This is a genomic window from Microbispora sp. ATCC PTA-5024 (genome assembly GCF_000511135.2).
In the GTDB taxonomy this organism is placed as follows: Bacteria; Actinomycetota; Actinomycetes; order Streptosporangiales; family Streptosporangiaceae; genus Microbispora; species Microbispora corallina.
In genome coordinates this window covers 498,125-518,590 of sequence record NZ_KI866525.1, presented here as the reverse complement: position 1 = coordinate 518,590, position 20,466 = coordinate 498,125, and the positions used below count along the sequence as shown (strand labels likewise).

Below are 20,466 nucleotides of genomic sequence, written 5' to 3'. Positions count from 1 at the left end.
GTCCTAAAGTGCCCCAAACGGTCAGGCTCGACCGCTTGAGGAAGCGCCGCGGAGGGACGCCTGCGGGGTGGCTACCGGCCCACGGCCCGTTAGCAAAAGGGGCTCAAATGGCTTTCAGATGGACGGTGCACGGCGACGGCGCGGGTCTGGCGCCCGGCGAGGTGGTGAAGCCGGACGAGCGGCTGAGCTGGCCGCGGACGATCGGGATCGGCGCCCAGCACGTGATCGCCATGTTCGGGGCCACGTTCGTGTTCCCCCTGGTGATGGGGCTCGACCCGAACACGGCCGTGATGATGTCCGGCGTGGCGACCATCCTGTTCCTGCTGATCACTCAGGGCCGCATCCCGAGCTACCTCGGCACCAGCGCCTCGTTCGTGGGCGGCGTCGTCGCGATCCGGGCGGCGTTCGGCGGTGACACCCCGGCCGCCGACAAGGTGGTCACCGGCGCCATCCTGGTCGCCGGCCTGGTGCTCGCCCTGTGCGGCGTGGCCGTCCACGTGCTCGGCGTGCAGATCATCCACCGGATCTTCCCGCCGGTGGTGACGGGCGCGGTCGTGATGCTGATCGGCTTCGGCCTCGCCTACGTGGTGGCCGACGTCTACTGGCCGCAGGACCCGTGGATCGCCCTGATCACGATGGTCGCGACGTTCGTGTTCATCGTGCTGTTCCGCGGCTTCCTCGGCCGCATCGGGATCCTCCTGGGACTGATCTTCGGGTTCGTCGTGTCCTGGCTGGCCGACAAGGTCTTCGGGAACATCACGGCCTTCAACGCGGCCACCTCGAAGGTCGACACCCATCCCCGGGTGAGCTTCCAGAGCGTGGGGGACGCCGCCTGGATCGGGCTTCCCCACTTCCACGCGCCGTCCTTCCAGGCGTCGGCGGTCGTGCTCGTGCTGCCCGCCGTGATCGCCCTCATCGCGGAGAACGTCGGCCACGTCAAGGCGGTCGGCCAGATGACCGGCGCCGACGTCGACCCCCTGATGGGCCGCGCCGTCCTGGCCGACGGCGTGGGCACCGCGGTCGCCACGGCCGTCGGCGGCTCGCCCACCACGACGTACGCCGAGAACATCGGCGTCATGGCGGCGACCCGCGTGTACTCGACCGCCGCCTACTACGTCGCCGCCGTCATCGCGATCCTGTTCGGGCTGTGCCCGAAGTTCGGCGCGCTCGTCGCCGCCACGCCCGGCGGCGTCCTCGGCGGCGTGACGGTCATCCTGTACGGCATGATCGGTCTGCTCGGCGCGAAGATCTGGGTGGAGAGCCGGGTGGACTTCTCCGACCCGGTCAACATGGTGCCGATCGGGGCCGGGATCATCCTGGCCATCGGCCCGGTGACCCACCAGATCACCCACGACTTCTCGCTCGCGGGCATCGCGCTCGGCACGATCGTGGTACTTGCTGGATATCACCTGCTCCGCGCGATCGCGGGCAGACCCGCGAAGGAGGTCTCCGGTGGCGAGATCGGATACGAGCGCGACGCGACGGGCTGACCGGCGGGTCCCGCGCTCGTGAAACCGCCCCCGTTCGACTACCACGGCCCGGCCACCCTGGACGAGGCGCTCGGTGTCCTCGCCGAGACCGGGCCGGACGGCAAGGTGCTGGCGGGCGGGCAGAGCCTCATCCCCCTGCTCAACATGCGGCTGGCGGCTCCCGCCCACATCGTCGACATCAACCGTCTGCCCGGCCTCGACGTGATCGAGGCCGGGCCCGGCGGCGTGCGGGTGGGCGCGCTGGCCCGGCACGCCGCCGTGGAGCGCTCCGCGGCGGCGGCCGCCGTCCAGCCCCTCCTCGGGCAGGCGCTGCGGCTCGTCGCCCACCCGGTCATCCGCAACCGGGGCACGGTGGTCGGCAGCCTCGTGCACGCCGACCCCTCGGCCGAGATGCCGGCCGTCCTCGCCCTCCTCGGCGGGTCCGTGCGGCTCGCGCGGCGCGGCGGCGAGCGCGAGGTGCCGGCGGAGGAGTTCTTCACCGGGCCCATGGAGTCGGCGCTGCTGCCGGGGGAGATGGCGGTGTCCGCGTTCTTCCCCGCCCTGCCCGGACGGTCGGGCACGGCGTTCCGCGAGCTGGCCCGGCGGCACGGCGACTACGCGATGGCCGGGGTGGCCGCCGCGGTCACCCTCGACGACGACTTCCGCATCGCGGCGGCCAGGGTCGCGTGCGTCAGCGTGGGCCCGGTCCCCGTGGTGGTGGACGTGACCGCCGCCTGCGGGCCCCGCCCGGCCGCCTCGGTCGACTGGGACGCGGTCGCCGCCGCCGTCCTCGACCGGATCGAGCCCGAGGCGGACATCCACGCGACGGCGGAGTACCGGCGGCACCTCACCGGCGTCCTCGCCGTGCGGGCGCTGCGCGACGCGGCGCGCGAGGCGTCCGAGGACCCCGAGGCGTCCGACGCGTCCGAGGCCTCCGGGGCGTCCGATGGAGAGGAGGGGGCGTGAACCACGACATCACGCTCACGGTCAACGGCGTGGTCCGGGAGGTGACGGTCCCGGGGCGGCGGCTGCTGTCCGACTGCCTGCGTCACGACCTGGGCCTCACCGGCACCCACGTGGGCTGCGAGCACGGCGTCTGCGGGGCCTGCACCGTGCTGCTCGACGGCGAGCCCGTCCGCTCGTGCCTGACGTTCGCGGTCACCGTCGACGGCCACGAGATCACCACGGTCGAGGGGCTGGCGTCCGGCGGCGGGCTGTCGCCGGTCCAGCGGGCCTTCTCCGAGTGCCACGGCCTGCAGTGCGGCTTCTGCACCCCCGGCTTCCTGTGCACGGTCACCGCGTTCCTCCGGGAGAACCCGGCGCCTGATCACGAGGAGGTCGTGGAGGCTATCTCGGGAAACCTCTGCCGCTGCACGGGCTACCAGAACATCGTCAAGGCGGTCCACCGCGCCGCCGAGATCCAGGCGGAAGAGGCCGGGTGAGCGCATGACGACCAAGCTCTTCGGGGAGCCCGTCCGGCGGAGGGAGGACGCCAGGCTCGTCACCGGCCAGGGCCGCTACCTCGACGACCACGGCCGCGACGCCCTGGCCGCCGCGTTCGTCAGGTCCCCGCACGCCCACGCCCGGATCCTCGACATCGACGTCTCCGACGCCGTCGACGTGGACGGCCTGGTCGCGATCTACACCTGGGAGGACCTGCCGGGCGCCCTCGCCGAGCCGCTGCCGCTGCTGATCCCCCACCCCGCGCTCACCCACGGCCGCACGGCGTACCCGCTCGCCCGGGAGGTCGTGCGCCACGTCGGCGAGCCGGTCGTCATGGTCGTGGCCCGCGACCGCTACCTGGCCGAGGACGCCTGCGCGCTCATCCGCGTCGACTACGAGATCCTCAAGCCGGTCGTGGGGGTGGAGGAGGCCGCCCAGGGCGTCCACCTGGTCCACGAGGACGTGCCGGGCAACGTCGGCGCCAACCTCGTGCAGGAGGTGCCCTCGCCGGCCGGCCTGTCGGCCAGGGAGGCCATCGAGGCGGCGCCGCACACGCTCGCGTTCCGGCTCGACATCGAGCGCAGCGCCAGCACGCCCCTGGAGGGGAGGGGCGTGTACGCGCGCTGGGACGCCGACGACGAATCGCTGCGGGTGTACTCCTCGACGCAGACCTCGACCAGCGTGCGGATGGCCATCGCGGCCAAGCTGGGCCTGCCGCTGCCGAAGGTCGAGGTGATCGCGCCCGACGTGGGCGGCGGGTTCGGCGTGAAGATCGTCCACCCCTGGCCGGAGGAGATCCTCGTGCCGTGGGCCGCCCGCCTGCTCGGCCGCGAGGTCAAGTGGACCGAGGACCGGCGCGAGCACTTCGTCTCCTCGGCCCACGAGCGCGGCCAGGTGCAGTACGTGCGGGTCGGCTTCGACGACGACGGCCGGCTCCTCGGCCTCGACGTGACGATCCTGCACGACCACGGCGCCTACACGCCGTACGGGATCATCGTGCCGATCATCACCTCGACCCAGCTCCTCGGGCCGTACAAGGTGGGCGCCTACCGGGTGGAGTTCTCCTCCATCTACACCAACACGGTGCAGGTCACGCCGTACCGCGGGGCCGGGCGGCCGCAGGGCGTGTTCTGCATGGAGCGCACGATCGACCGGATCGCGGCCTTCCTGGGCAGGGACCGCACCGAGGTCAGGGCCCTCAACTTCATCCAGCCCGGCGAGTTCCCCTACGACCAGGGGCTGACGTTCCAGGACGGCCGGCCGCTGATCTACGACAGCGGCGACTACCCCGAGTCGCTGAGGATGCTCAAGGAGCTGATCGGCTGGGACGCCTTCCCCGAGGCCAGGGCGCGGGCGGCGGCCGAGGGCCGCAGAATCGGCATCGGGATCGGCTGCTACGTCGAGGGCACGGGAGTCGGGCCGTACGAGGGCGGCCACGTGCAGATCACCTCCGACGGCCGGGTGCACGTGTCCACCGGCCTCACCTCGCAGGGGCAGGGCCACGAGACCGTGTTCGCCCAGATCGCGGCCACGGAGCTGGGCGTGCCGATCGAGAAGGTGTCCGTCGTCACCGGCGACACCCGGCGGTTCGGGTACGCCGTGGGCACGTTCGCCTCGCGGGCGGCCGTCATGAGCGGCAGCGCCATCGCCCTGGCCTGCCGCAAGGTCAGGGAGAAGGCCCTCAGGATCGCCGCGGACGCCCTGGAGGCCGACCCGCGCGACCTGGAGATCACCGACGGCCTCGTCCACGTCGTCGGGACGCCCTCGGCGTCGATCCCGCTGGCCACGGTCGCCGTCCTGTCGAACCCCCTGCGGTACGCCTTCGACGAGGAGACGCAGCGGGCCACCCAGTTCGCCGGGTCGTCCTCCCCGGACCGGCCGCCGGTGAGCGAGGGGGACGAGCCCGGCCTGGAGGGCAGGGACTACTACTCGCCCGTCCGGTCGACGTTCGCCTCCGGCATGCACGCCGCCGTCGTCGAGACCGACCCCGAGACGGCCGAGATCACGATCCTGCGGTACGCCGTCGTCCACGACTGCGGGCGGCTGATCAACCCCATGATCGTCGAGGGGCAGATCCACGGCGGGGTGGCGCAGGGCGTCGGCGGCGCGCTCTACGAGAAGATGGTCTACGACGAGCACGGCCAGCTGCTCAACGCCTCGTTCATGGACTTCCTGATGCCCTACGCGACCGAGGTCCCCCGAATCGAGACGGCCCACCTGGAGACGCCCTCGCCGCTGAACCCTCTCGGCATCAAGGGCGCGGGCGAGGCAGGCGTGATCCCCGTCTCCGCCGTCATCGCCGCCGCCGTGGAGGACGCCGAGGGCATCGTCGTCGACCGGATGCCCATCTCGCCGTCCGACCTCCACGCCCTGCGTCAGGCCCGCGACGCCGGGATCACGCCTGGCGCCCCGTGAGGACCTGCCGCGGGCTCTCGGGCGCGGGCTGCGCCGGCGCGGACACGCGCCGGCGGAAGACCCAGTAGGTCCAGGCCTGGTAGGCGATCACGCCGGGCAGCGCGACCAGGCCGATCCAGGTGAGCACCCGCAGCGTGTACGGCGCGGAGGCCGCCTCGGCGAGCGTCAGCCCGGGGAGCGGCGCCGCCCACAGTGCGCCGAACAGGGCGGCCGTGGTCGCCGCGATCGCCGTGGCGGTGGCGACGAAGGCCCAGCCCTCGCGGCGCCGCCAGGACAGGGCCGCCCCGGCCGACAGCGCGGCCATGGCGAGCAGGGCCACTCCCCACGTCCAGGGCCGGCCGTGGTCGCCCGCGATCGACGGCAGCGCGACGACCGCGGCGGGGACCGCGCCGGCCGCGGCCAGCGCGGCGGCCCGGCGCGCCCGGTCCCGGACCGGCCCGGTCGTCTTGAGCGCGACGAACACCGCGCCGTGCAGGACGGCGACCGACAGTGAGAGCGCGCCGCCGAGCACGGTCGCCGCAGGCGTGCCGTACAGGAGGTTCCCGAAGACGGCGCCCCACAGGAACGCGGGGAGCACGCTGCCGGTCACGATGCCGGCGTCGCACAGGGCGACCTCCCGGCGGGAGCGGACCTTGCCCCGCCACTCCAGGCCGACGCCGCGCACCACGAGGCCGGCGATGACGAGGAAGAGGGGCAGGTAGTAGCCGCTCAGCAGGCCCGAGTACCACGCGGGGAAGGCGGCGAACATCGCGCCGATCGCCGTGATCAGCCAGACCTCGTTGCCGTCCCACACGGGCCCGATCGTGCCGAGCACCTGCCTGCGGTCGGCCTGCGACCGCGACAGCAGCGGCAGCAGGGCGCCCACCCCGAAGTCGAAGCCCTCCAGCACGAAGTAGCCCGTCCAGAGGAAGGCGATCACCAGGAACCAGAACGTCGTCATCGCGAAGCTCCTCAGTACATGAGGGTGGGGGCGAGCCGGGCCTCGTCCGGCTCGGCGGGGGCGGGCCCGGCCGGGGCGGGCGCCTCGGGACCGGCCTTGACGTGGCGCAGCAGCAGCGCGCCCTCGGCCAGGGCCAGCACGCCGTACAGGACCGTGAAGACGGCCAGGGTGATTCCCACCTCGGCGAGGCTCACGCCGGGGGAGACGCTCGCGGCCGTCATGAGCTCGCCCTGCACGGTCCACGGCTGGCGGCCGATCTCGCTGAGCAGCCACCCCGCCACGATCGCCGCGGTGGGCAGCGGCAGCGCCAGCACGCAGGCCCGCGCGAACCACGCCGGCACCGGACGCCCGGCGCGGGCGCCGCGACGGCTACCGCGACGGCTCCCGCGGCGGCTCGCGCCGCCCCGGGTCAGCCAGAGGCCGAGCACCGACAGCCCGACCGTCGCCATCCCGAAGCCGATCATCACGCGGAACGACCAGAAGACCACGGGCAGGTCGGGCCGGTAGTCCGCCGGCCCGAACGTCTTCTCGTACCGGGCCTGGATGTCGTCGATGCCCTGCACGGTCGCGCCCGGGTCGTGCGCCGACAGGAGGCTGAGCAGGCGGGGCACCTCGACGCCGGGGACGATCGAGAACGCCGCGCCCGCCGTGTCGTGGCGCAGGCCCTCGGCCGCGGCCAGCTTCATCGGCTGCTGCTCGGCGAGGAGCCGGCCCGACGTGTCGCCGGTCCCCGCGACGACGACGCCCGCGAGCGCGGTCATGACGAGGGCCGCCCGCAGGCTGGTGCGCCACATGCCGGTCCGGTGCGGCGTCGGCGTCGCGGCGTCCGGGCCGGGCTTGCGTCCGCGCCCCCGGCCGGGGACCAGGGCGAGACCGCGCTCGCGCAGGATCCGGTAGCCGCTGACCGCGATCACGAAGCCGCCCGCGACCACGAACGCCCCGGCCACGACGTGGGGCACCTGGGCGAGCGCGGTGGAGTTGGTCAGCACGGCCCACAGGTCGGTCATCCGGGCCCGGCCGTCCACCACCTCGTACCCGACCGGGTGCTTCATCCAGGCGTTGGCCGCGAGGATGAAGTACGCCGACAGGTTCGAGCCGATGACGGCGGCCCACAGGCAGGCGAGATGGACCCGCTTCGGCAGCCGGTCCCAGCCGAAGATCCACAGGCCGAGGAAGGTGGACTCCAGGAAGAACGCGAGCAGCGCCTCCAGCGCCAGCGGCGCCCCGAAGACGTCGCCGACGAAGGTCGAGTACTCGCTCCAGTTCATCCCGAACTGGAACTCCTGCACGAGACCGGTCACCACGCCCATCGCGAAGTTGATCAGGAAGAGCTTCCCGAAGAACTTCGTGAGCGTGAGGTAGTGCTCCTCGCCGGTCCGGTTCCAGGCGGTCTGGAGCCCGGCCACGAAGACCCCGAGGCCGATCGTCAGGGGTACGAAGAGAAAGTGGTACACGGTGGTGACCCCGAACTGCCACCGTGCCAGGTCCAGCGCGTCCATGTCCCCCTCGCGGGTGCCGGAGCTCTACAGCCTGTAGTTCTATCTCCAGTAGTACTACGGCTTGTAGAGCAATGGGAGCGTGCGGGGCCGCGACGAGGTGCGATCTTCGTCACACCGGGACGAGGCCCCCCGATCCCGGTTCGCGGCGCCCTTTCCGAGCGTCGTCCTGCCGTCGACTGCCGTGACGCCGCCCAGGCGGGACCGCCCGGGCGGCGCCGCCCTCCGCGGCGGCATGACACCAATGGTGGGCGAAACGGGGGCAATGGGCGTCCGCCGCGCGGCTGATCCGGCCGTACGCCGCCGGGGTGACGCCGGTCGCCCCCAAGGGGAGCGCCGCCGATGTAACTTGTGCACCATCACCGGCATGCCGAAGGGCAGATGTTGCCGTTCTCCCCGCCGTGGTGATTCTCTAAGGTGCTCGGCATCGGAGGTGGCCCATGAAGGTCGTCGGGAACGCGCTGGTGGCAGCGGAGCGCAAGCGGGTGTGGGACGCCCTGCAGGACCCGGCCGTCCTGGTGCGCACGATCCCCGGATGCGAGCGCCTGGAAGCGGTCGGTCCTGACGTCTACAAGATGACGGTGACCGCCGGGGTGGCCTCGATCAAGGGCCTTTACCTGGGTGAGGTCGCCCTGTCCGACCCGGAGGAGCCGGATCGGTTCGTGCTCAGGGCGAGCGGCCAGGGCGCTCCCGGCACGGTCGACGCGACCGTGCGGGTGCGCCTCAGCGACGCCGAGGGCGGCACCCGCGTCGACTACGACGCCGACGCCGTCGTGGGCGGCATGATCGGCGGCGTGGGCCAGCGGATGCTCGGCTCGGTCGCCAAGAAGACGGCGGGAGAGTTCTTCGCGGCGGTCGAGCGGCACCTGCTGTCCGTCCCCGCCGCCGCGGCCGCCCAGGGTCAGGCCGCCCAGGGCCAGGCCGTACAGGGTCAGCCGGCGCAGGCCCAGGGCGTACCGGGCCAGGCGGCGCAGGAGCCCGCCGCGCCCGCGGTCTACACCCGCGGCCCCGAGCCGGCCGCCGCCGCCCGCCAGGGCGTGCCCGCGTGGACCATGCTCGCGGCCTTCGGCATGGGCTCCGCCGTCGCCCTCGGGAGCGCGGCCATCGGCTGGCTCCTCGGCCGCGCCACCCGCCGGCGCTGACCCGGCCCGCCGCGCGGTCGCCACTGTGGGCAGGGTCTGACGACGGCATGCCGATTCTTCGGCAGAGTGCGCCGGTTCGGCCCCTCGGCCGCCCTCGGTAAACAGGAGCATGCCTAGCGTCCGCATCGGGGTCGACACGGGGGGCACGTTCACCGACGTCGTCCTCGTCGACGAGGAGACCGGTCAGATCGTCACGACCAAGACCCCCTCGACTCCTGCCAACCCGGCAGACGGGTTCATGGCAGGCGTTCACAAGGTGCTGGAGGCCCACGGCGGCTCGCTCGGCGTGGACGCGGTGTCCGCGATCGTCCACGGCACCACGGTCGCGACCAACCAGCTGCTGGAGGACCGGCCCGGCGGCACCGCCCATCTCGGGTTCGTCACGACCGAGGGCTTCGAGTTCGTGCTCGAGATCGCCCGGCAGAGCGTCCCCGACGGGTACGGCAACTCGTACTTCTGGGTGAAGCCGCCGCGGATCGTGCCGGTCGGCAGGGTGCGGACGGTGGGCGGGCGCCTCGACCACCTGGGCCGCGAGGTCCGGCCGTTCGACGAGGAGGGGGCCGTGGAGGTGGCCCGCTGGTTCGCCGAGCGTGGGATCACCGCCGTAGGGGTCTGCTTCCTCCACTCCTACGCCAACCCGGAGCACGAGCGGCGCATGCGCGACGTGCTGGCCCGCGAGCACCCCGGCGCCGTCGTCTCGCTGTCGAGCGACGTCCTGCGGGAGTACCGGGAGTACGAGCGGTCGGTCACCACCCTCGTCGACGCCGCGGTCAAGCCGGTCATGCGCCGCTACATCGCCAACCTGTCGGAGCGGCTCGGCCGCGGGTTCTCGGTCATGAAGAGCAACGGCGGCGTGCTGTCGGCCGCCGAGGTGGTCAACCAGCCGATCACCACCGTGCTGTCCGGCCCGGCGGCGGGCGCCCTGGGCGCCGCCATGATCGCCGGTACGGCCGGACGGCCGAGCGCGATCACACTCGACGGCGGCGGCACCTCGACCGACGTGGCCGTGGTGGTGGACGGCGAGCCGTCCCTGACCACCGAGGGCAGCATCGGCCGCTACCCGTGCAAGATCCCCATGATCGACATCGTGACCGTGGGGGCCGGCGGCGGCTCGGTCGCCTGGATCTCCCCCGAGGGCACGCTCAAGGTCGGCCCCCGCTCGGCCGGCGCCGACCCCGGCCCGATCTGCTACGCCAGGGGCGGCACCGAGGTCACGGTGACCGACGCCCACGTCTTCCTCGGCCGGGTGCCCCCGCACCTGCTGGGCGGCGAGATCCCCCTCGACGTCGCCGCGGCCCGGGCCGGCGTCGAGGCGCTGGCCGGCAGGCTCGGCCTCACGCCCGAGCGGTGCGCGACCGGCATCCTGGAGATCAGCGCGTTCAACCAGTCGAACGCGATCCGCCAGATCACGGTCAAGCGCGGCCTCGACGTGCGGGACTTCCCGCTCGTCGCGTTCGGCGGGTCGGGGCCGCTGCTCGCCTGCCGGCTCATCGACATCCTCGGGCTGCCGGCGGCGATCGTGCCGCCCGACCCCGGCAACGTCTCGGCGTTCGGCCTGCTCACGGTCGACGTCAAGAACGACTACGTGCGCACGCACGTCTCCCGGGACCCCTCGCCCGGCCTGCTGGCCGAGATCTTCGCCGACCTGGAGGCCCAGGCCGCCGCGGCGCTCGACCGGGAGGGCTTCGCCCGCCACGTGTACGTCCGCAGCGCCGACCTGCGCTACTACGGCCAGGCTTACGAGGTGCGGGTCCCCGCCCCGGACGGCCCGCCGGACGCGGAGTGGCGCGGCGTCGTGGAGGAGCGGTTCCACCGGGAGCACGAGCGGCTCTACGGGTACGGCTACCGCGGCGACCCCCGGCACGCCGTCGAGTGGGTCAACCTCCGGGTGTCGGGCGTCGGGCCCATCAGCCGGCCGAAGATCGCACGGAGGACGCCGCAGACCGACGAGCCCAGCCCGGTCGCCACCCGCGGCGTGTACTACGAGCAGTGGGGCCGCACCGTCGTCTACCGCCGGGGCGACCTCGGCGCGGGCGCGGTCGTCCGCGGCCCGGCGGTCGTCGAGGAGTACGGCTCCACCCTCCCCGTCCATCCCGGCTTCACCGCGACCATGGACGACTACGGCAACCTCGTGGTGGTGAGCGACCGATGAGCACCGTCGACCCGATCCTGGTGGAGATCGTCGAGGGCACCCTCGCCTCCGTCGAGATGGAGGTGGAGACCGCCATCGCCCGCACCGCCCGGTCGCCCATGATCCGGGACGCGCACGACTTCCGGGCGGGCATCCACGACGTCCGGCTGCGCAAGCTGACCGGCCGGTCGTACTCGGCCCTGGTGCAGCCCGTCGTCCGCGACTTCCCGATCGGCACGATGCGGCCCGGCGACGTCTTCTTCCACAACGACGTCTACCTGTCGGAGGGCGGCATCGGGCACCTGCCCGACCTGTGCGTCACCGTGCCCGTGTTCCACGATGGGCAGGTCGTGGCGTTCGTGCAGGCGTTCGGCCACCACGACGACATCGGCGGCGCCGTCCCCGGGTCGATGCCGTCCCACGCGCGCAGCGCGTTCGAGGAGGGCCTCATGGTCCCCCCGATCAGGCTGTGGGACCAGGGCGTGCCCAACCGGGCCGCCTTGACGATCATGACGCGCAACTCCCGGATGCCCGACTCGCTGGCCGGCGACCTCGACGCCGAGTGCTCGGCCTGCCTGATGGGCGCCCGCAGGCTCGGCGAGCTCTTCGACCGGTACGGCCGCGGGGCGGTCGAGGCCTGCTTCGACGCGATCATCGCCAAGACCACCGAGACGTTCCGCCGGGAGCTGCTGTCGAAGATCCCCGAGGGGGTGCACGTCTGGGAGGACTACGCCGAGCACGACGGCGTCGACGATCCCCGCCTGCACGCCCAGCGGATCACGCTCACGGTCGACCACGCGGCCGACCCGCCGCTGACCATCGACTTCACCGGAACCTCACCGCAGGCCAAGGGGCCCATCAACCACGCGGGCGACTACGCCGACGGGGTCTTCCTGAAGAAGTGGCTCGCCCCGATCCTGCGCAACCTGGCCGACACCCCGGAGCGGATGGCGGAGCTCGACGTCAACGAGGGCGTCGTGCCGCTGATCAAGATGGTGTTCCCGGAGAAGGGCACGCTGCTCACCCCGATCTTCCCGGCCCCCACCAACGCCCGGACGTTCGTGATCCTCCGCCTCCTCGGCGTCCTGGCCGGGGTGCTGGCCAAGGCCACCGGCGGCCGCATGCCCGCCGACCAGGAGACGATCCGCTACACCGGCGTGTACGGCGAGTCGGACGACGGGCCGTACCTCATGCGGGAGGTCCTCGGCGGCGGCTCCGGCGGACGCTGGTACGCCGACGGCGAGGACACCATCCACATCGTCCCCGACTCCCGCAACATCCCGGTCGAGTTCGCCGAGGCCCGCTGGCCGTTCCGGGTCGAGCGGCTCGGACTCGCCGTCGACAGCGGCGGGCCGGGGGAGTTCCGCGGCGGGCTCGGGTACGACAAGCACATCCGCATGCTGCGGGACGCGTCCTTCATGTCCATCGCCGACCGGTCGATCCTGTCGTGCTGGGGCGTGAACGGCGGCCGGGCCGGCCGTCCCTTCCAGGTGACCGTGAACGGCGAGGAGATGGAGGGCCTCGTCGACGACTTCCCCGTGCGGGCAGGCGAGATCATCAGGGTCCGGACGACCGGGGGCGGCGGCTGGGGCTCCCCGTACGACCGGCCGGCCGAGAAGGTCGCCGCCGACGTCCGGGACGGCAAGGTCTCGCCCGAGGGGGCGCGTGAGGACTACGGAGTCGTCCTGACCGGCCCCGCGGGCGACCCCCAGGTGGACGCCGAGGCGACCGGGAAGCTGCGGGCGGAGCTGCGCGCGGGCCGTCCGGCCGCCTTCTTCGACCGCGGCGCCGGTTATCCCACCCTTTCCGGCGGCGCCCCCCACGCGGACGTCGACCTGCTTTAGAGGCCGCCGCCCTCCTGCGGCCGGGAGATTGCGGTAACGGCCTCCGGACCAGGAGCTCCTACGTCATGCTTGAGCCGCTGCCCGACTCGAGAAGGGGCCGATGGGATGGCGGCGGCTAAGTACTGTGCCCGGACTCAGGACGGGTACCGGGTCGCGGACCCCTCGCGGGTGGCCCTCGCGGTGCTGGTCGAGGAACTGCACCCGGCGGACAACACCTACATGATCGTCCGGCCTCGTGGCGAGGAGGCGCAGTGGCACGCCTCCGTGTCGCTGTGGGGCGAGAACCGGTACGCCGTGGTCTTCCGGGACCCGCCTGAACTCGAGTTCCGGCGCGAGATCCACACCGACCCGCGCAGGGCGGCCCGATCGCTCTTCCGGTGGCTGCGCGCACGCCCCCAGCCCGCCGACCCTCCCCGCCCCGCCGGCTGGTGAGGCGGCCCAGCCTCGGCGTGCCCAGCTTCGCGGGGACGCATCTGGCCGCCATATGGCGGGGAGCGGCCCTGGCTCGGTTTCGGTGTGCGCCCATGGGGGACTTGCCGGCTCGGCCGCTCCGTTGTGTAATGCGGCTCCCGAGCGGCTTGGGGCTTGATGTGCAGGCCCTCGTCGGGAGGTGATTAGGCCCAGCCGGTTGTGGCGGCGGCTGCCGTTCTGGGCACGTGGCTGGGAGTGGTGCGAAGCTCTGCCTCCAGCTCGGAGAGCACCTGCCGTGCCGCGGCCCTGAGCCGGGCGCGCCTGCCCTGCAGCTCGTCGCCGAACGCCCGGGCGGCCGGCCCCACCCACACCGCTTCGCCGCCGAACTGAGCGCAGGCGGCGTCGAGGGCCGTCTCCAGGACGTGGAGGTGCTCCCGTACCGCCGCCAGCGCCGCCTCCAGCTCCCGATGCCGTGGATTCGGCACCAGGTCGTCGTGCGTGGCCAAGCCGGTACTCCTCCATTGCGGCGGCGAATACATGGTGGCGCGCGGGTTCTCCTTGAGATTATGTGTGCTCGAGATGATCCCGGCCAGACATGGAGGCGAAGACGATGCCCGGCCTGCCCGTTTCCATGCGCCTTCGCCGTATCGCCGTCGTAGTGGCATTGGTGTCTTTCGCGCCGATCGCCTGTACCGAAGACGACACCCCGACCGCCGCCCAAGCCGGCCAAACTTTGAAAAATCACATTCTCCGACTGCTCAAAGAGCGCAATGCGCAGAAGGTGACCATCACCGACCCCGGCGGCAAGGACATCCCTTGCGGCGACGGCAGAGCCAAGCAGACCTTCGCGGCCACCGGTGGCGATCTCCCGAATCGGCGTCCCGATACGCTGCGTTCCATGCTGCTGGGTACGGTGCAGCATGTCGCTCCCTATGAAGTCGTGAGCCTGCGATCGATGAATGAGCCGATCAGGGTGAGCGACAGTTCTGCAAAAACCCTGCTGACGCTGGACTCGTCCGGCGACGGTGTGTATGTGGTCAGCGGCGAGACCGAATGTCTGTGACGGCCTCAGTTCTGATCGTTGAATTGGAGAGAATGAACTCGACCGTAACTTTTCTGTCCGTCGAAGTGCGCCGCAAGGTCCTGGGACAGGTCTCCAAGTGACTTCTTGTCGCTGCCCATGCCGTTGGTGATGAACCATTGGTCGAGGGCACGGAGGGAGCGGGGGCCGGACTGGAGAATGTCGGCGAAGGGGCGCAGGCGGCCGTCCGAGCCGGCGACGGACACGCCGGGCGGAAGGAAGGCCTGGAACTCCGGGGGCGGCACCTTCGCCGGGAAGCCGGCGTCCATGAGCATCTGGGCGACGGCGTGCCGGCGGCCGAGGGTCTCCCGGTCGTCCAGGTCCCGGAGCTTGCCGACCACGCCGGGCGGGTCGTCCTGGTAGGTGTCGAGGAGCGACCATCCCATGCTGAGGGCGGTCCACGCGATGGCGCCGTACATGCCTCCCGGCACGGCCAGCCCGGCCATGCCCAGCGTGCTGCCGTAGCCGAAGCTCCAGTCGCTCCGGGCGGCCTCGGCGCGGTCGTCGATCGGCCGGCCGAGCTTCTCCGCGGCGCCGAGCTCGAAGCCGCGGACGTTGCCCAGCGCCGCGAAGAGGTCGTCCAGCCGGGTGGGGCTCCCGGCCGCGCGCATCGCCGGGACGCCCTCCTTCACGAGGCGCAGCGTCAGCTCGCCCATGCCGGCGTCGAACGGCGCCCTGGCCGCGGCGTCGCCGGCGAAGGTCAGCAGGAAGCGGAACGTGTCCTCTGGGCTGAGCCGGAACGCGGGACGCAGGCCGGGGATGCGCGAGCGCACGGGCCCGTACGCGCTCGGCAGCAACTGGTTGTCGTCGCCCAGGTCGGCGCCCTCGGTCATCTCGGTGGCGTACGATCCGGCGATCTCGGCCAGGTGGACGCGGGCCGGCGGCGCGAACGGGAAGCGGGCCGCGCCGGTGATGACCGTGAACGCGAACCGGGCGGCGACGTCGCTGTGCGCGCCGTCCCTCTCGTCGTACGCGCCGGACGCCGCGGCGAGCAGCCGTCCGAACGCGGCGGCGGAGGCGTCGTCCCGCACGGTCCGGGCGTTGAGCTCCCGCAGGAACGTCACCAGGTCGGGCCGGCGGTCGACGCCGGCGAGCGCGGGGACGGGGGACAGCAGCCGTCCCAGGGCGTCGGGCGGCCGTGGGGCGTCGCGGGTGACGCTCCAGATCGCCAGCCGCGCGGCCGAGGGGTGGCGGGCCAGCGCGTCGAGATACGGGGCTAGGGTCGCGCCGGAGGGGCCGCCGTGCGGGAGGAACGCCTGCGCCGCCACGACCCCGGCGAGCCACTCGGTGGGGAAGCGGCCGCCGGACAGCAGATCGCCCACGCCCCGGCGGTCGTCGTCTCCCTCGGCGGTGACCTGGAGGGCCCGCGTGACGGCCGCGAAGCCGGGGACCGCCGCCCCGCCGCTCACCGCCGAGCCCAGGGCGCGGCTCACAGTGGCGACCGCCTCCTCGACGCCCTCCTCCAGCCCCCGGCGCAGCCGCCCCGGCAGCTCGACGCTCCGGCGGGCGCCGATGCCGGCGAAGAAGGCCGCGGTGAACTCGGGGTCGTCGACGTATGCGGCCAGGGCCCGCACGATCCGCGCGTATTTCTCGTCGAGCCCGGGGTCGAACAGCGCGTCCGGGTCGACGGCCCGGTACGCCTCGGCGAGCTCGCCGCCGAGGCGCCGCGCCTCCGCGGGGGAGGGCAGGTCCCCCTCCTCGTACGGCAGGAGGGCGCCGGGAGACCAGGACGGCAGGCGGGCCATGCCGGCGGCGAGCTCCCGCCGCCTGCGCAGGTCGGGCAGCCGCTCGTCGAGCCACCGCTCGGCCTCGCCGATCGGGCCGAGCGAGGCGGCCGGGAGTCCCCGGGCGGCGAGGACTCGGCGCACGGCCTCGGCGTGCTCCCCGATGACGCCCCGGGCGTGCTCCATCTCGGCGACGAAGCGGCTCATCGGCTCGGGGGAGATGCCGGAGAAACCGGGCGAGAGCGGTCCGGTGCCCGGTGCCACTGCTCCCACGCCCGTGTCCCCTCCGATCGCCGCCGCGGCTCCCAAGGTAACCGCCACGCACCGCACACGTCCGGATACGCCGATGATTGGCCGTCCCGCAGGCGGGTAGCCGGATTACATAACCGGCGAAAAGGGACGGTGAAGGACAGATGGCGTCGATAGTCCAGCGCATCAAGGAGTATTTCCAGAGCCAGAAGGGCCGTGAAGGCGTCGAACGCGTCAAGACGGCGGCGCGGGACCCGCGCAACCGGGAGCGGGTCCACCGGCTGATGGACCAGTGGCGCGGGCGGCGCGCGGGGACCCGTCACCGTGACGTGTGACGGAGGGCGTACGGGGTTCCGGCGGTGATCGGAACCCCGTACCAAGGGTGCCGTCCGGCGGCCTGACCTGGCAGGCTTGCCGTGAAGAGCGAAGGGCGCTCGTTCACGGACCCCGGGAGGCCGGCAGTGCAGGGACCCCTCAGCGGAATCGTCGTCCTCGACCTGTCCAGGGCGCTGGCCGGGCCGCACTGCGCGCAGATGCTCGGCGACCTCGGCGCTCACGTGATCAAGGTGGAGCATCCGGAGGGGGACGAGTCCCGGGGGTGGGGGCCGCCGTTCGTCGGCCCCGGCCACGACATCTCCACCTACTTCCTGGCGGCCAACCGCAACAAGCGGTCGATCACGGTGGACATGAAGTCCGATGAGGGCCGTCACCTGGTCGAGCGGCTCGTCAGGCAGAGCGACGTGCTCGTCGAGAACTTCCGCACCGGCGTGCTCGACCGGCTGGGCTTCCCCGTCGAGCGCCTCCACGAGCTGAACCCCCGGCTGGTGATCCTGTCGATCACCGGCTTCGGCCACGACGGTCCCGAGGGCGGCCGGCCGGGGTACGACCAGATCGCTCAGGGGGAGGCGGGCCTGATGTCGCTGACCGGGCCCTCGCCCGACGAGCCGTACCGGGTGGGCGCCTCGATCGCGGACCTCCTCGCGGGCATCCACGGCGCGTACGGCGTGGCGGCGGCCCTCTACGAGCGCGAGCGCACCGGCCGCGGCACGGTGGTGCGGACCTCGCTGCTCGCCTCGGTCGTCGGCGTGCACTCCTACCATGGGACGGCCTGGACGGTCGGCGGCAAGGTGCCCGAGGCCGGCGGCAACCACCACGCATCGATCGCGCCGTACGGGGCCTTCCGCTGCGCGGACGGGATGATCCAGCTCGCGGTGGCCAATGAGGGGCAGTGGCGCAAGGCGGCCGGGCTGCTCGGCATCGACGCGGAGCAGCCCCGGTACGCGACGAACCGGGACAGGTTCGCCCACCGGGACGAGCTGATCGCGGACATCGAGAAGGCGCTGGCCGTCCACGACCGGGGCCACTGGCTGGCCGCGCTGGCCGAGCTCGGCGTGCCGGCGGGGGCCATCCGGTCGATCGACGAGGTCTACGCCTGGGACCAGGTGCGGTCGCAGGGCCTGGTCGTGACCGTCGACCACCCCGTCCTCGGGCCCATCGAGCTTCCCGGCCCCCCGCTGCGGTTCGAGGGGAGCGACAGCGGCGAGGGCCTCACGAGCGGCGACGGCGGTGAGGGCCACACGCCGCCTCCGGGCCTCGGCCAGGACACCGCCGCCGTCCTCGCCTGGCTGGCCGAGCGGGAGCGGCGGGCGTGAGGGCGGCCGCCGGCGCGCCGGAGCACCCGCGATGAGCAGGCCGGACGCCCGCGGCCTGATCGCGACGGTGCTCGACCCCGGATCCTGGCTGTCGTGGGACGAGCCGCCGGCGGACCGGGCGGAACCCGGCTCCGCGTACGCCGCCGACCTGGCGGCCGCTCGCGCCCGGACCGGCTACGACGAGTCCGTCGTCACCGGGGAGGGGCTGCTCGACGGCCGCCGGGTGGCCGTGGTGGCCTGCGAGTTCTCGTTCCTCGCCGGGTCGATCGGGGTCGCCGCGGCCGAGCGGCTCGTGCGGGCCGTGGAGCGGGCGACGGCGGAACGGCTCCCGCTGCTCGCGGCCCCCGCGAGTGGAGGCACCCGGATGCAGGAGGGCGCGCTCGCCTTCACCCAGATGGTGAAGATCACCGCCGCCGTCGGGGCGCACCGGGCCGCCGGCCTGCCGTACGTCGTCTACCTGCGCCACCCGACGACGGGCGGGGTGTTCGCGTCCTGGGGGTCGCTCGGCCACGTCACCGCGGCCGAGCCGGGCGCGCTCATCGGCTTCCTCGGCCCCCGGGTGTTCGAGGCGCTGTACGGCCATCCGTTCCCGCGCGGCGTCCAGGTGTCGGAGAACCTGTTCGCCCACGGCCTGGTGGACGCCGTGGTGTCGGCCGAGGACGCCCGCGAGATCGCCATCCGGGCGCTGTCGGTGCTCTGCGCCCCGCGGCGGGGCCTGGAGCGCGGGCCGGAGCCCGAGGAGTCCGCCGACGACGTCCCGGCCTGGGAGGCCGTCTCCCGCTCGCGCCGCGACGACCGGCCCGGCGTGCGGAGCCTGCTCAAGCTCGGCGCGGCCGATGTAACCCCGCTGCACGGCACCGGGACCGGGGAGGACGACCCGGGGCTCCTGCTGGCCCTGGCGCGGTTCGGCGCGGCGCCCGCCGTGGTCCTCGGTCAGGATCGGCGGCGGCAGCGGGCGGGGAACGCGCTCGGCCCGGCGGGGCTGCGGGTGGCCCGCCGCGGCATGCGGCTGGCGTCCGAGCTCGGCCTGCCCCTCGTCACGGTTATCGACACGGCGGGCGCGGCGCTGTCGAGGGCCGCCGAGGAGGGCGGGCTCGCCGCGGAGATCGCCCGATGCCTGGCCGACCTCGTGATGCTCGACGCGCCGACGGTGTGCCTGCTGCTCGGCGAGGGCGCCGGGGGCGCCGCCCTCGCGCTGCTGCCGGCCGACCGGGTGGTCTGCGCGCAGCACGCCTGGCTGTCGCCGCTGCCGCCGGAGGGCGCGTCGGCCATCCTCTACCGGACCGTCGACTTCGCCTCGGAGATCGCGGCGGCCCAGGGCGTCAGGGCCGTGGACCTGCGGCGCGACGGCATCGTGGACCGGGTCGTTCCCGAGTGCCCCGACGCGGCGTACGAGCCGGAGGAGTTCTGCGCCCGGGTGGCCAGGACGCTCGAGTACGAGATCATCGGCCTGCTCGACCGGGACCCGGCGGAGCGGCTGGCCGCCCGGTTCGCCCGTTACAGGTCGCTGGGGTCCTGATCCCGCGACGTGGGCACCGGGATCCGCTCCACCCGTATGGAGTGGACCTCCTCGCGGGGGACGACGACCTCGTACGCCCCGTGGTCGACCAGCCAGTAGCCGAGGGCCTCGGCCTTCATGCCGCTGTGGCCGGTGTAGGCGATGTGCAGGCCGTCGGCGTCGTCCTCGTCGAGCACGAGGCACGGCTCTCCGCCGAACGCCCCGACGGTGCGCAGCAGCGTCAGCCCCTCCAGGTCGGTCCGGCGCACCCGGAGCCGCCAGTAGCCGCCGGCCTTGGCGAAGCCCGCCTCCGGCGCCTCGCTGAACAGCACCACGTCGTCGCTGTCGGGGCCGACGGCCGCGGCGTACGTCTGCTCGCGGTAGCGGGCGATGAACCCCAGCCCCACGGGCTCGACCTCGCTCATGACGCGCGCCGCCAGGTCAGGCCGTCGTACCCGGCGAAGGGCCGCTCACCCGCCCCGGTGAGGTGCACGATCCGCGCGCCCGCCGGGATCGGCATCGGCATCGTGTGGAACTGCGGGACCACCTGGTCGCGCGACGCCGTGAACCCGTTCCCGGTGAACGGCGGTGAATCGCTCCAATCCCCGCCCATGTGCGGGCCGTAGGGGACGACGTACGTGTCGATGTCCCGGGCGAACCACCGCAGGACGTACAGTTCGGGCACTTCGGGGGTCAGCTCCGATCCTTCGAAGCACAGGTCGAGGGCCTCGACGAGCGCGGCCGGCGAGGCGAGGCCGCCGCAGTCCTGCACCCGGTACACGTACCCGGAGATGATCGTCCGCTTGCCCGACAGGTACGGCACGAGCAGCCGCGGCGGGATCACCTTCTGCATCTCGGTCCTGTGCCCCGGCTCGCTCATGCCGCCTCCCGGCCCGGCGGCCCGAAGCGGGGCCGCGCCGACGGGGCGGGGGCGGACGCGGCGCGGCACCCGCCGTGCGCGCCGCCTCGCT

General features: G+C 73.3%; 18 protein-coding genes. 12 read left to right on the top strand and 6 right to left on the bottom strand.

The window, feature by feature from the left end; all coding sequences use genetic code 11:
* The first annotated feature begins 107 nt into the window (after positions 1–107).
* From MPTA5024_RS28325 to cutA, 4 genes are read left to right on the top strand one after another with little or no spacing between them, the layout of a single operon-like run.
* Positions 108–1,490: a uracil-xanthine permease family protein gene (locus MPTA5024_RS28325; protein ID WP_036330136.1), complete on the top strand. Its 1,383-nt coding sequence runs from the start codon at positions 108–110 to the stop codon at positions 1,488–1,490.
* A gap of 18 nt (positions 1,491–1,508) precedes the next feature.
* Positions 1,509–2,435, top strand: a complete 927-nt coding sequence (locus tag MPTA5024_RS28320; RefSeq protein WP_084370071.1) for an FAD binding domain-containing protein — start codon at positions 1,509–1,511, stop codon at positions 2,433–2,435.
* Complete coding sequence (locus MPTA5024_RS28315) at positions 2,432–2,911, top strand: (2Fe-2S)-binding protein (RefSeq protein ID WP_036330133.1); 480 nt, start codon at positions 2,432–2,434, stop codon at positions 2,909–2,911. The genes MPTA5024_RS28320 and MPTA5024_RS28315 overlap by 4 nt, the downstream gene beginning before the upstream one ends.
* 4 nt (positions 2,912–2,915) lie before the next feature.
* Positions 2,916–5,327, top strand: a complete 2,412-nt coding sequence (cutA, locus tag MPTA5024_RS28310; RefSeq protein WP_036330131.1) for an aerobic carbon-monoxide dehydrogenase large subunit — start codon at positions 2,916–2,918, stop codon at positions 5,325–5,327.
* Here the strand turns inward: cutA and cydB are convergent.
* A complete protein-coding gene (gene cydB, locus MPTA5024_RS28305; RefSeq protein ID WP_051458779.1) occupies positions 5,308–6,267 on the bottom strand; it encodes a cytochrome d ubiquinol oxidase subunit II in 960 nt (319 codons plus the stop codon). The genes cutA and cydB overlap by 20 nt on opposite strands.
* 11 nt (positions 6,268–6,278) lie before the next feature.
* A complete protein-coding gene (locus tag MPTA5024_RS28300) occupies positions 6,279–7,766 on the bottom strand; it encodes a cytochrome ubiquinol oxidase subunit I (protein ID WP_036330129.1) in 1,488 nt (495 codons plus the stop codon).
* Positions 7,767–8,203: 437 nt separating this feature from the next.
* On the opposite strand from MPTA5024_RS28300, the gene MPTA5024_RS28295 reads away from it, so the two are divergent.
* The 4 genes from MPTA5024_RS28295 (at position 8,204) to MPTA5024_RS28280 (ending at position 13,312) form a co-directional block, all read left to right on the top strand.
* Entirely contained in the window at positions 8,204–8,905 is a 702-nt protein-coding gene (locus MPTA5024_RS28295) for an SRPBCC family protein (RefSeq protein ID WP_036330127.1), read from the top strand.
* 109 nt (positions 8,906–9,014) lie between these two features.
* Positions 9,015–11,057, top strand: coding sequence for a hydantoinase/oxoprolinase family protein (locus tag MPTA5024_RS28290; protein WP_036330125.1), 2,043 nt, complete (start codon positions 9,015–9,017; stop codon positions 11,055–11,057).
* The gene (locus MPTA5024_RS28285; RefSeq protein ID WP_036330123.1) at positions 11,054–12,880 is read left to right on the top strand and encodes a hydantoinase B/oxoprolinase family protein; all 1,827 of its coding nucleotides are present in this window, start codon (positions 11,054–11,056) and stop codon (positions 12,878–12,880) included. The genes MPTA5024_RS28290 and MPTA5024_RS28285 overlap by 4 nt, the downstream gene beginning before the upstream one ends.
* A gap of 105 nt (positions 12,881–12,985) precedes the next feature.
* Positions 12,986–13,312, top strand: a complete 327-nt coding sequence (locus MPTA5024_RS28280) for a hypothetical protein (RefSeq protein WP_157099769.1) — start codon at positions 12,986–12,988, stop codon at positions 13,310–13,312.
* Between the two features lie 182 nt (positions 13,313–13,494).
* Here the strand turns inward: MPTA5024_RS28280 and MPTA5024_RS28275 are convergent, their stop codons facing one another.
* Complete coding sequence (locus MPTA5024_RS28275; RefSeq protein ID WP_036330121.1) at positions 13,495–13,797, bottom strand: hypothetical protein; 303 nt, start codon at positions 13,795–13,797, stop codon at positions 13,495–13,497.
* An 89-nt stretch (positions 13,798–13,886) separates the two neighbouring features.
* On the opposite strand from MPTA5024_RS28275, the gene MPTA5024_RS28270 reads away from it, so the two are divergent.
* Positions 13,887–14,354 carry a hypothetical protein gene (locus MPTA5024_RS28270; protein ID WP_036330119.1) on the top strand — a complete coding sequence of 156 codons (468 nt, stop codon included), beginning with the start codon at positions 13,887–13,889 and terminating at the stop codon, positions 14,352–14,354.
* Positions 14,355–14,359: 5 nt separating this feature from the next.
* Here the strand turns inward: MPTA5024_RS28270 and MPTA5024_RS28265 are convergent, their stop codons facing one another.
* Positions 14,360–16,369 (bottom strand): hypothetical protein, encoded by a 2,010-nt coding sequence (locus MPTA5024_RS28265; RefSeq protein WP_157099768.1) that lies wholly within the window; start codon positions 16,367–16,369, stop codon positions 14,360–14,362.
* Positions 16,370–16,509: 140 nt separating this feature from the next.
* Here MPTA5024_RS28265 and MPTA5024_RS41365 point away from each other — a divergent pair, with 140 nt between their 5' ends.
* The 3 genes from MPTA5024_RS41365 (at position 16,510) to MPTA5024_RS28255 (ending at position 19,516) form a co-directional block, all read left to right on the top strand.
* Complete coding sequence (locus tag MPTA5024_RS41365; protein WP_157099767.1) at positions 16,510–16,680, top strand: hypothetical protein; 171 nt, start codon at positions 16,510–16,512, stop codon at positions 16,678–16,680.
* A 126-nt stretch (positions 16,681–16,806) separates the two neighbouring features.
* The gene (locus MPTA5024_RS28260) at positions 16,807–17,997 is read left to right on the top strand and encodes a CaiB/BaiF CoA transferase family protein (protein ID WP_036330114.1); all 1,191 of its coding nucleotides are present in this window, start codon (positions 16,807–16,809) and stop codon (positions 17,995–17,997) included.
* 31 nt (positions 17,998–18,028) lie between these two features.
* Positions 18,029–19,516: a carboxyl transferase domain-containing protein gene (locus MPTA5024_RS28255; protein WP_036330112.1), complete on the top strand. Its 1,488-nt coding sequence runs from the start codon at positions 18,029–18,031 to the stop codon at positions 19,514–19,516.
* Here the strand turns inward: MPTA5024_RS28255 and MPTA5024_RS28250 are convergent.
* Together MPTA5024_RS28250 and MPTA5024_RS28245 are read right to left on the bottom strand one after the other, a co-directional pair.
* Positions 19,495–19,920 carry a hypothetical protein gene (locus MPTA5024_RS28250; RefSeq protein WP_036330110.1) on the bottom strand — a complete coding sequence of 142 codons (426 nt, stop codon included), beginning with the start codon at positions 19,918–19,920 and terminating at the stop codon, positions 19,495–19,497. The genes MPTA5024_RS28255 and MPTA5024_RS28250 overlap by 22 nt on opposite strands.
* A partial coding sequence (locus MPTA5024_RS28245) for a hypothetical protein (protein WP_232326678.1) occupies positions 19,917–20,466 on the bottom strand: 550 nt, incomplete at its 5' end. The genes MPTA5024_RS28245 and MPTA5024_RS28250, both read right to left, overlap by 4 nt.

Excerpts from the sequence above, each read along its gene's own strand:
- MPTA5024_RS28270 (WP_036330119.1), top strand. The coding sequence starts at position 13,887 with ATGGAGGCGAAGACGATGCCCGGCCTGCCCGTTTCCATGCGCCTTCGC.
- MPTA5024_RS28255 (WP_036330112.1), top strand. The coding sequence starts at position 18,029 with ATGAGCAGGCCGGACGCCCGCGGCCTGATCGCGACGGTGCTCGACCCC.
- MPTA5024_RS28285 (WP_036330123.1), top strand. The coding sequence starts at position 11,054 with ATGAGCACCGTCGACCCGATCCTGGTGGAGATCGTCGAGGGCACCCTC.
- MPTA5024_RS41365 (WP_157099767.1), top strand. The coding sequence starts at position 16,510 with ATGGCGTCGATAGTCCAGCGCATCAAGGAGTATTTCCAGAGCCAGAAG.
- MPTA5024_RS28295 (WP_036330127.1), top strand. The coding sequence starts at position 8,204 with ATGAAGGTCGTCGGGAACGCGCTGGTGGCAGCGGAGCGCAAGCGGGTG.
- MPTA5024_RS28325 (WP_036330136.1), top strand. The coding sequence starts at position 108 with ATGGCTTTCAGATGGACGGTGCACGGCGACGGCGCGGGTCTGGCGCCC.
- MPTA5024_RS28290 (WP_036330125.1), top strand. The coding sequence starts at position 9,015 with ATGCCTAGCGTCCGCATCGGGGTCGACACGGGGGGCACGTTCACCGAC.
- MPTA5024_RS28250 (WP_036330110.1), bottom strand. The coding sequence starts at position 19,920 with ATGAGCGAGGTCGAGCCCGTGGGGCTGGGGTTCATCGCCCGCTACCGC.
- cutA (WP_036330131.1), top strand. The coding sequence starts at position 2,916 with ATGACGACCAAGCTCTTCGGGGAGCCCGTCCGGCGGAGGGAGGACGCC.
- MPTA5024_RS28280 (WP_157099769.1), top strand. The coding sequence starts at position 12,986 with ATGGCGGCGGCTAAGTACTGTGCCCGGACTCAGGACGGGTACCGGGTC.
- MPTA5024_RS28300 (WP_036330129.1), bottom strand. The coding sequence starts at position 7,766 with ATGGACGCGCTGGACCTGGCACGGTGGCAGTTCGGGGTCACCACCGTG.
- cydB (WP_051458779.1), bottom strand. The coding sequence starts at position 6,267 with ATGACGACGTTCTGGTTCCTGGTGATCGCCTTCCTCTGGACGGGCTAC.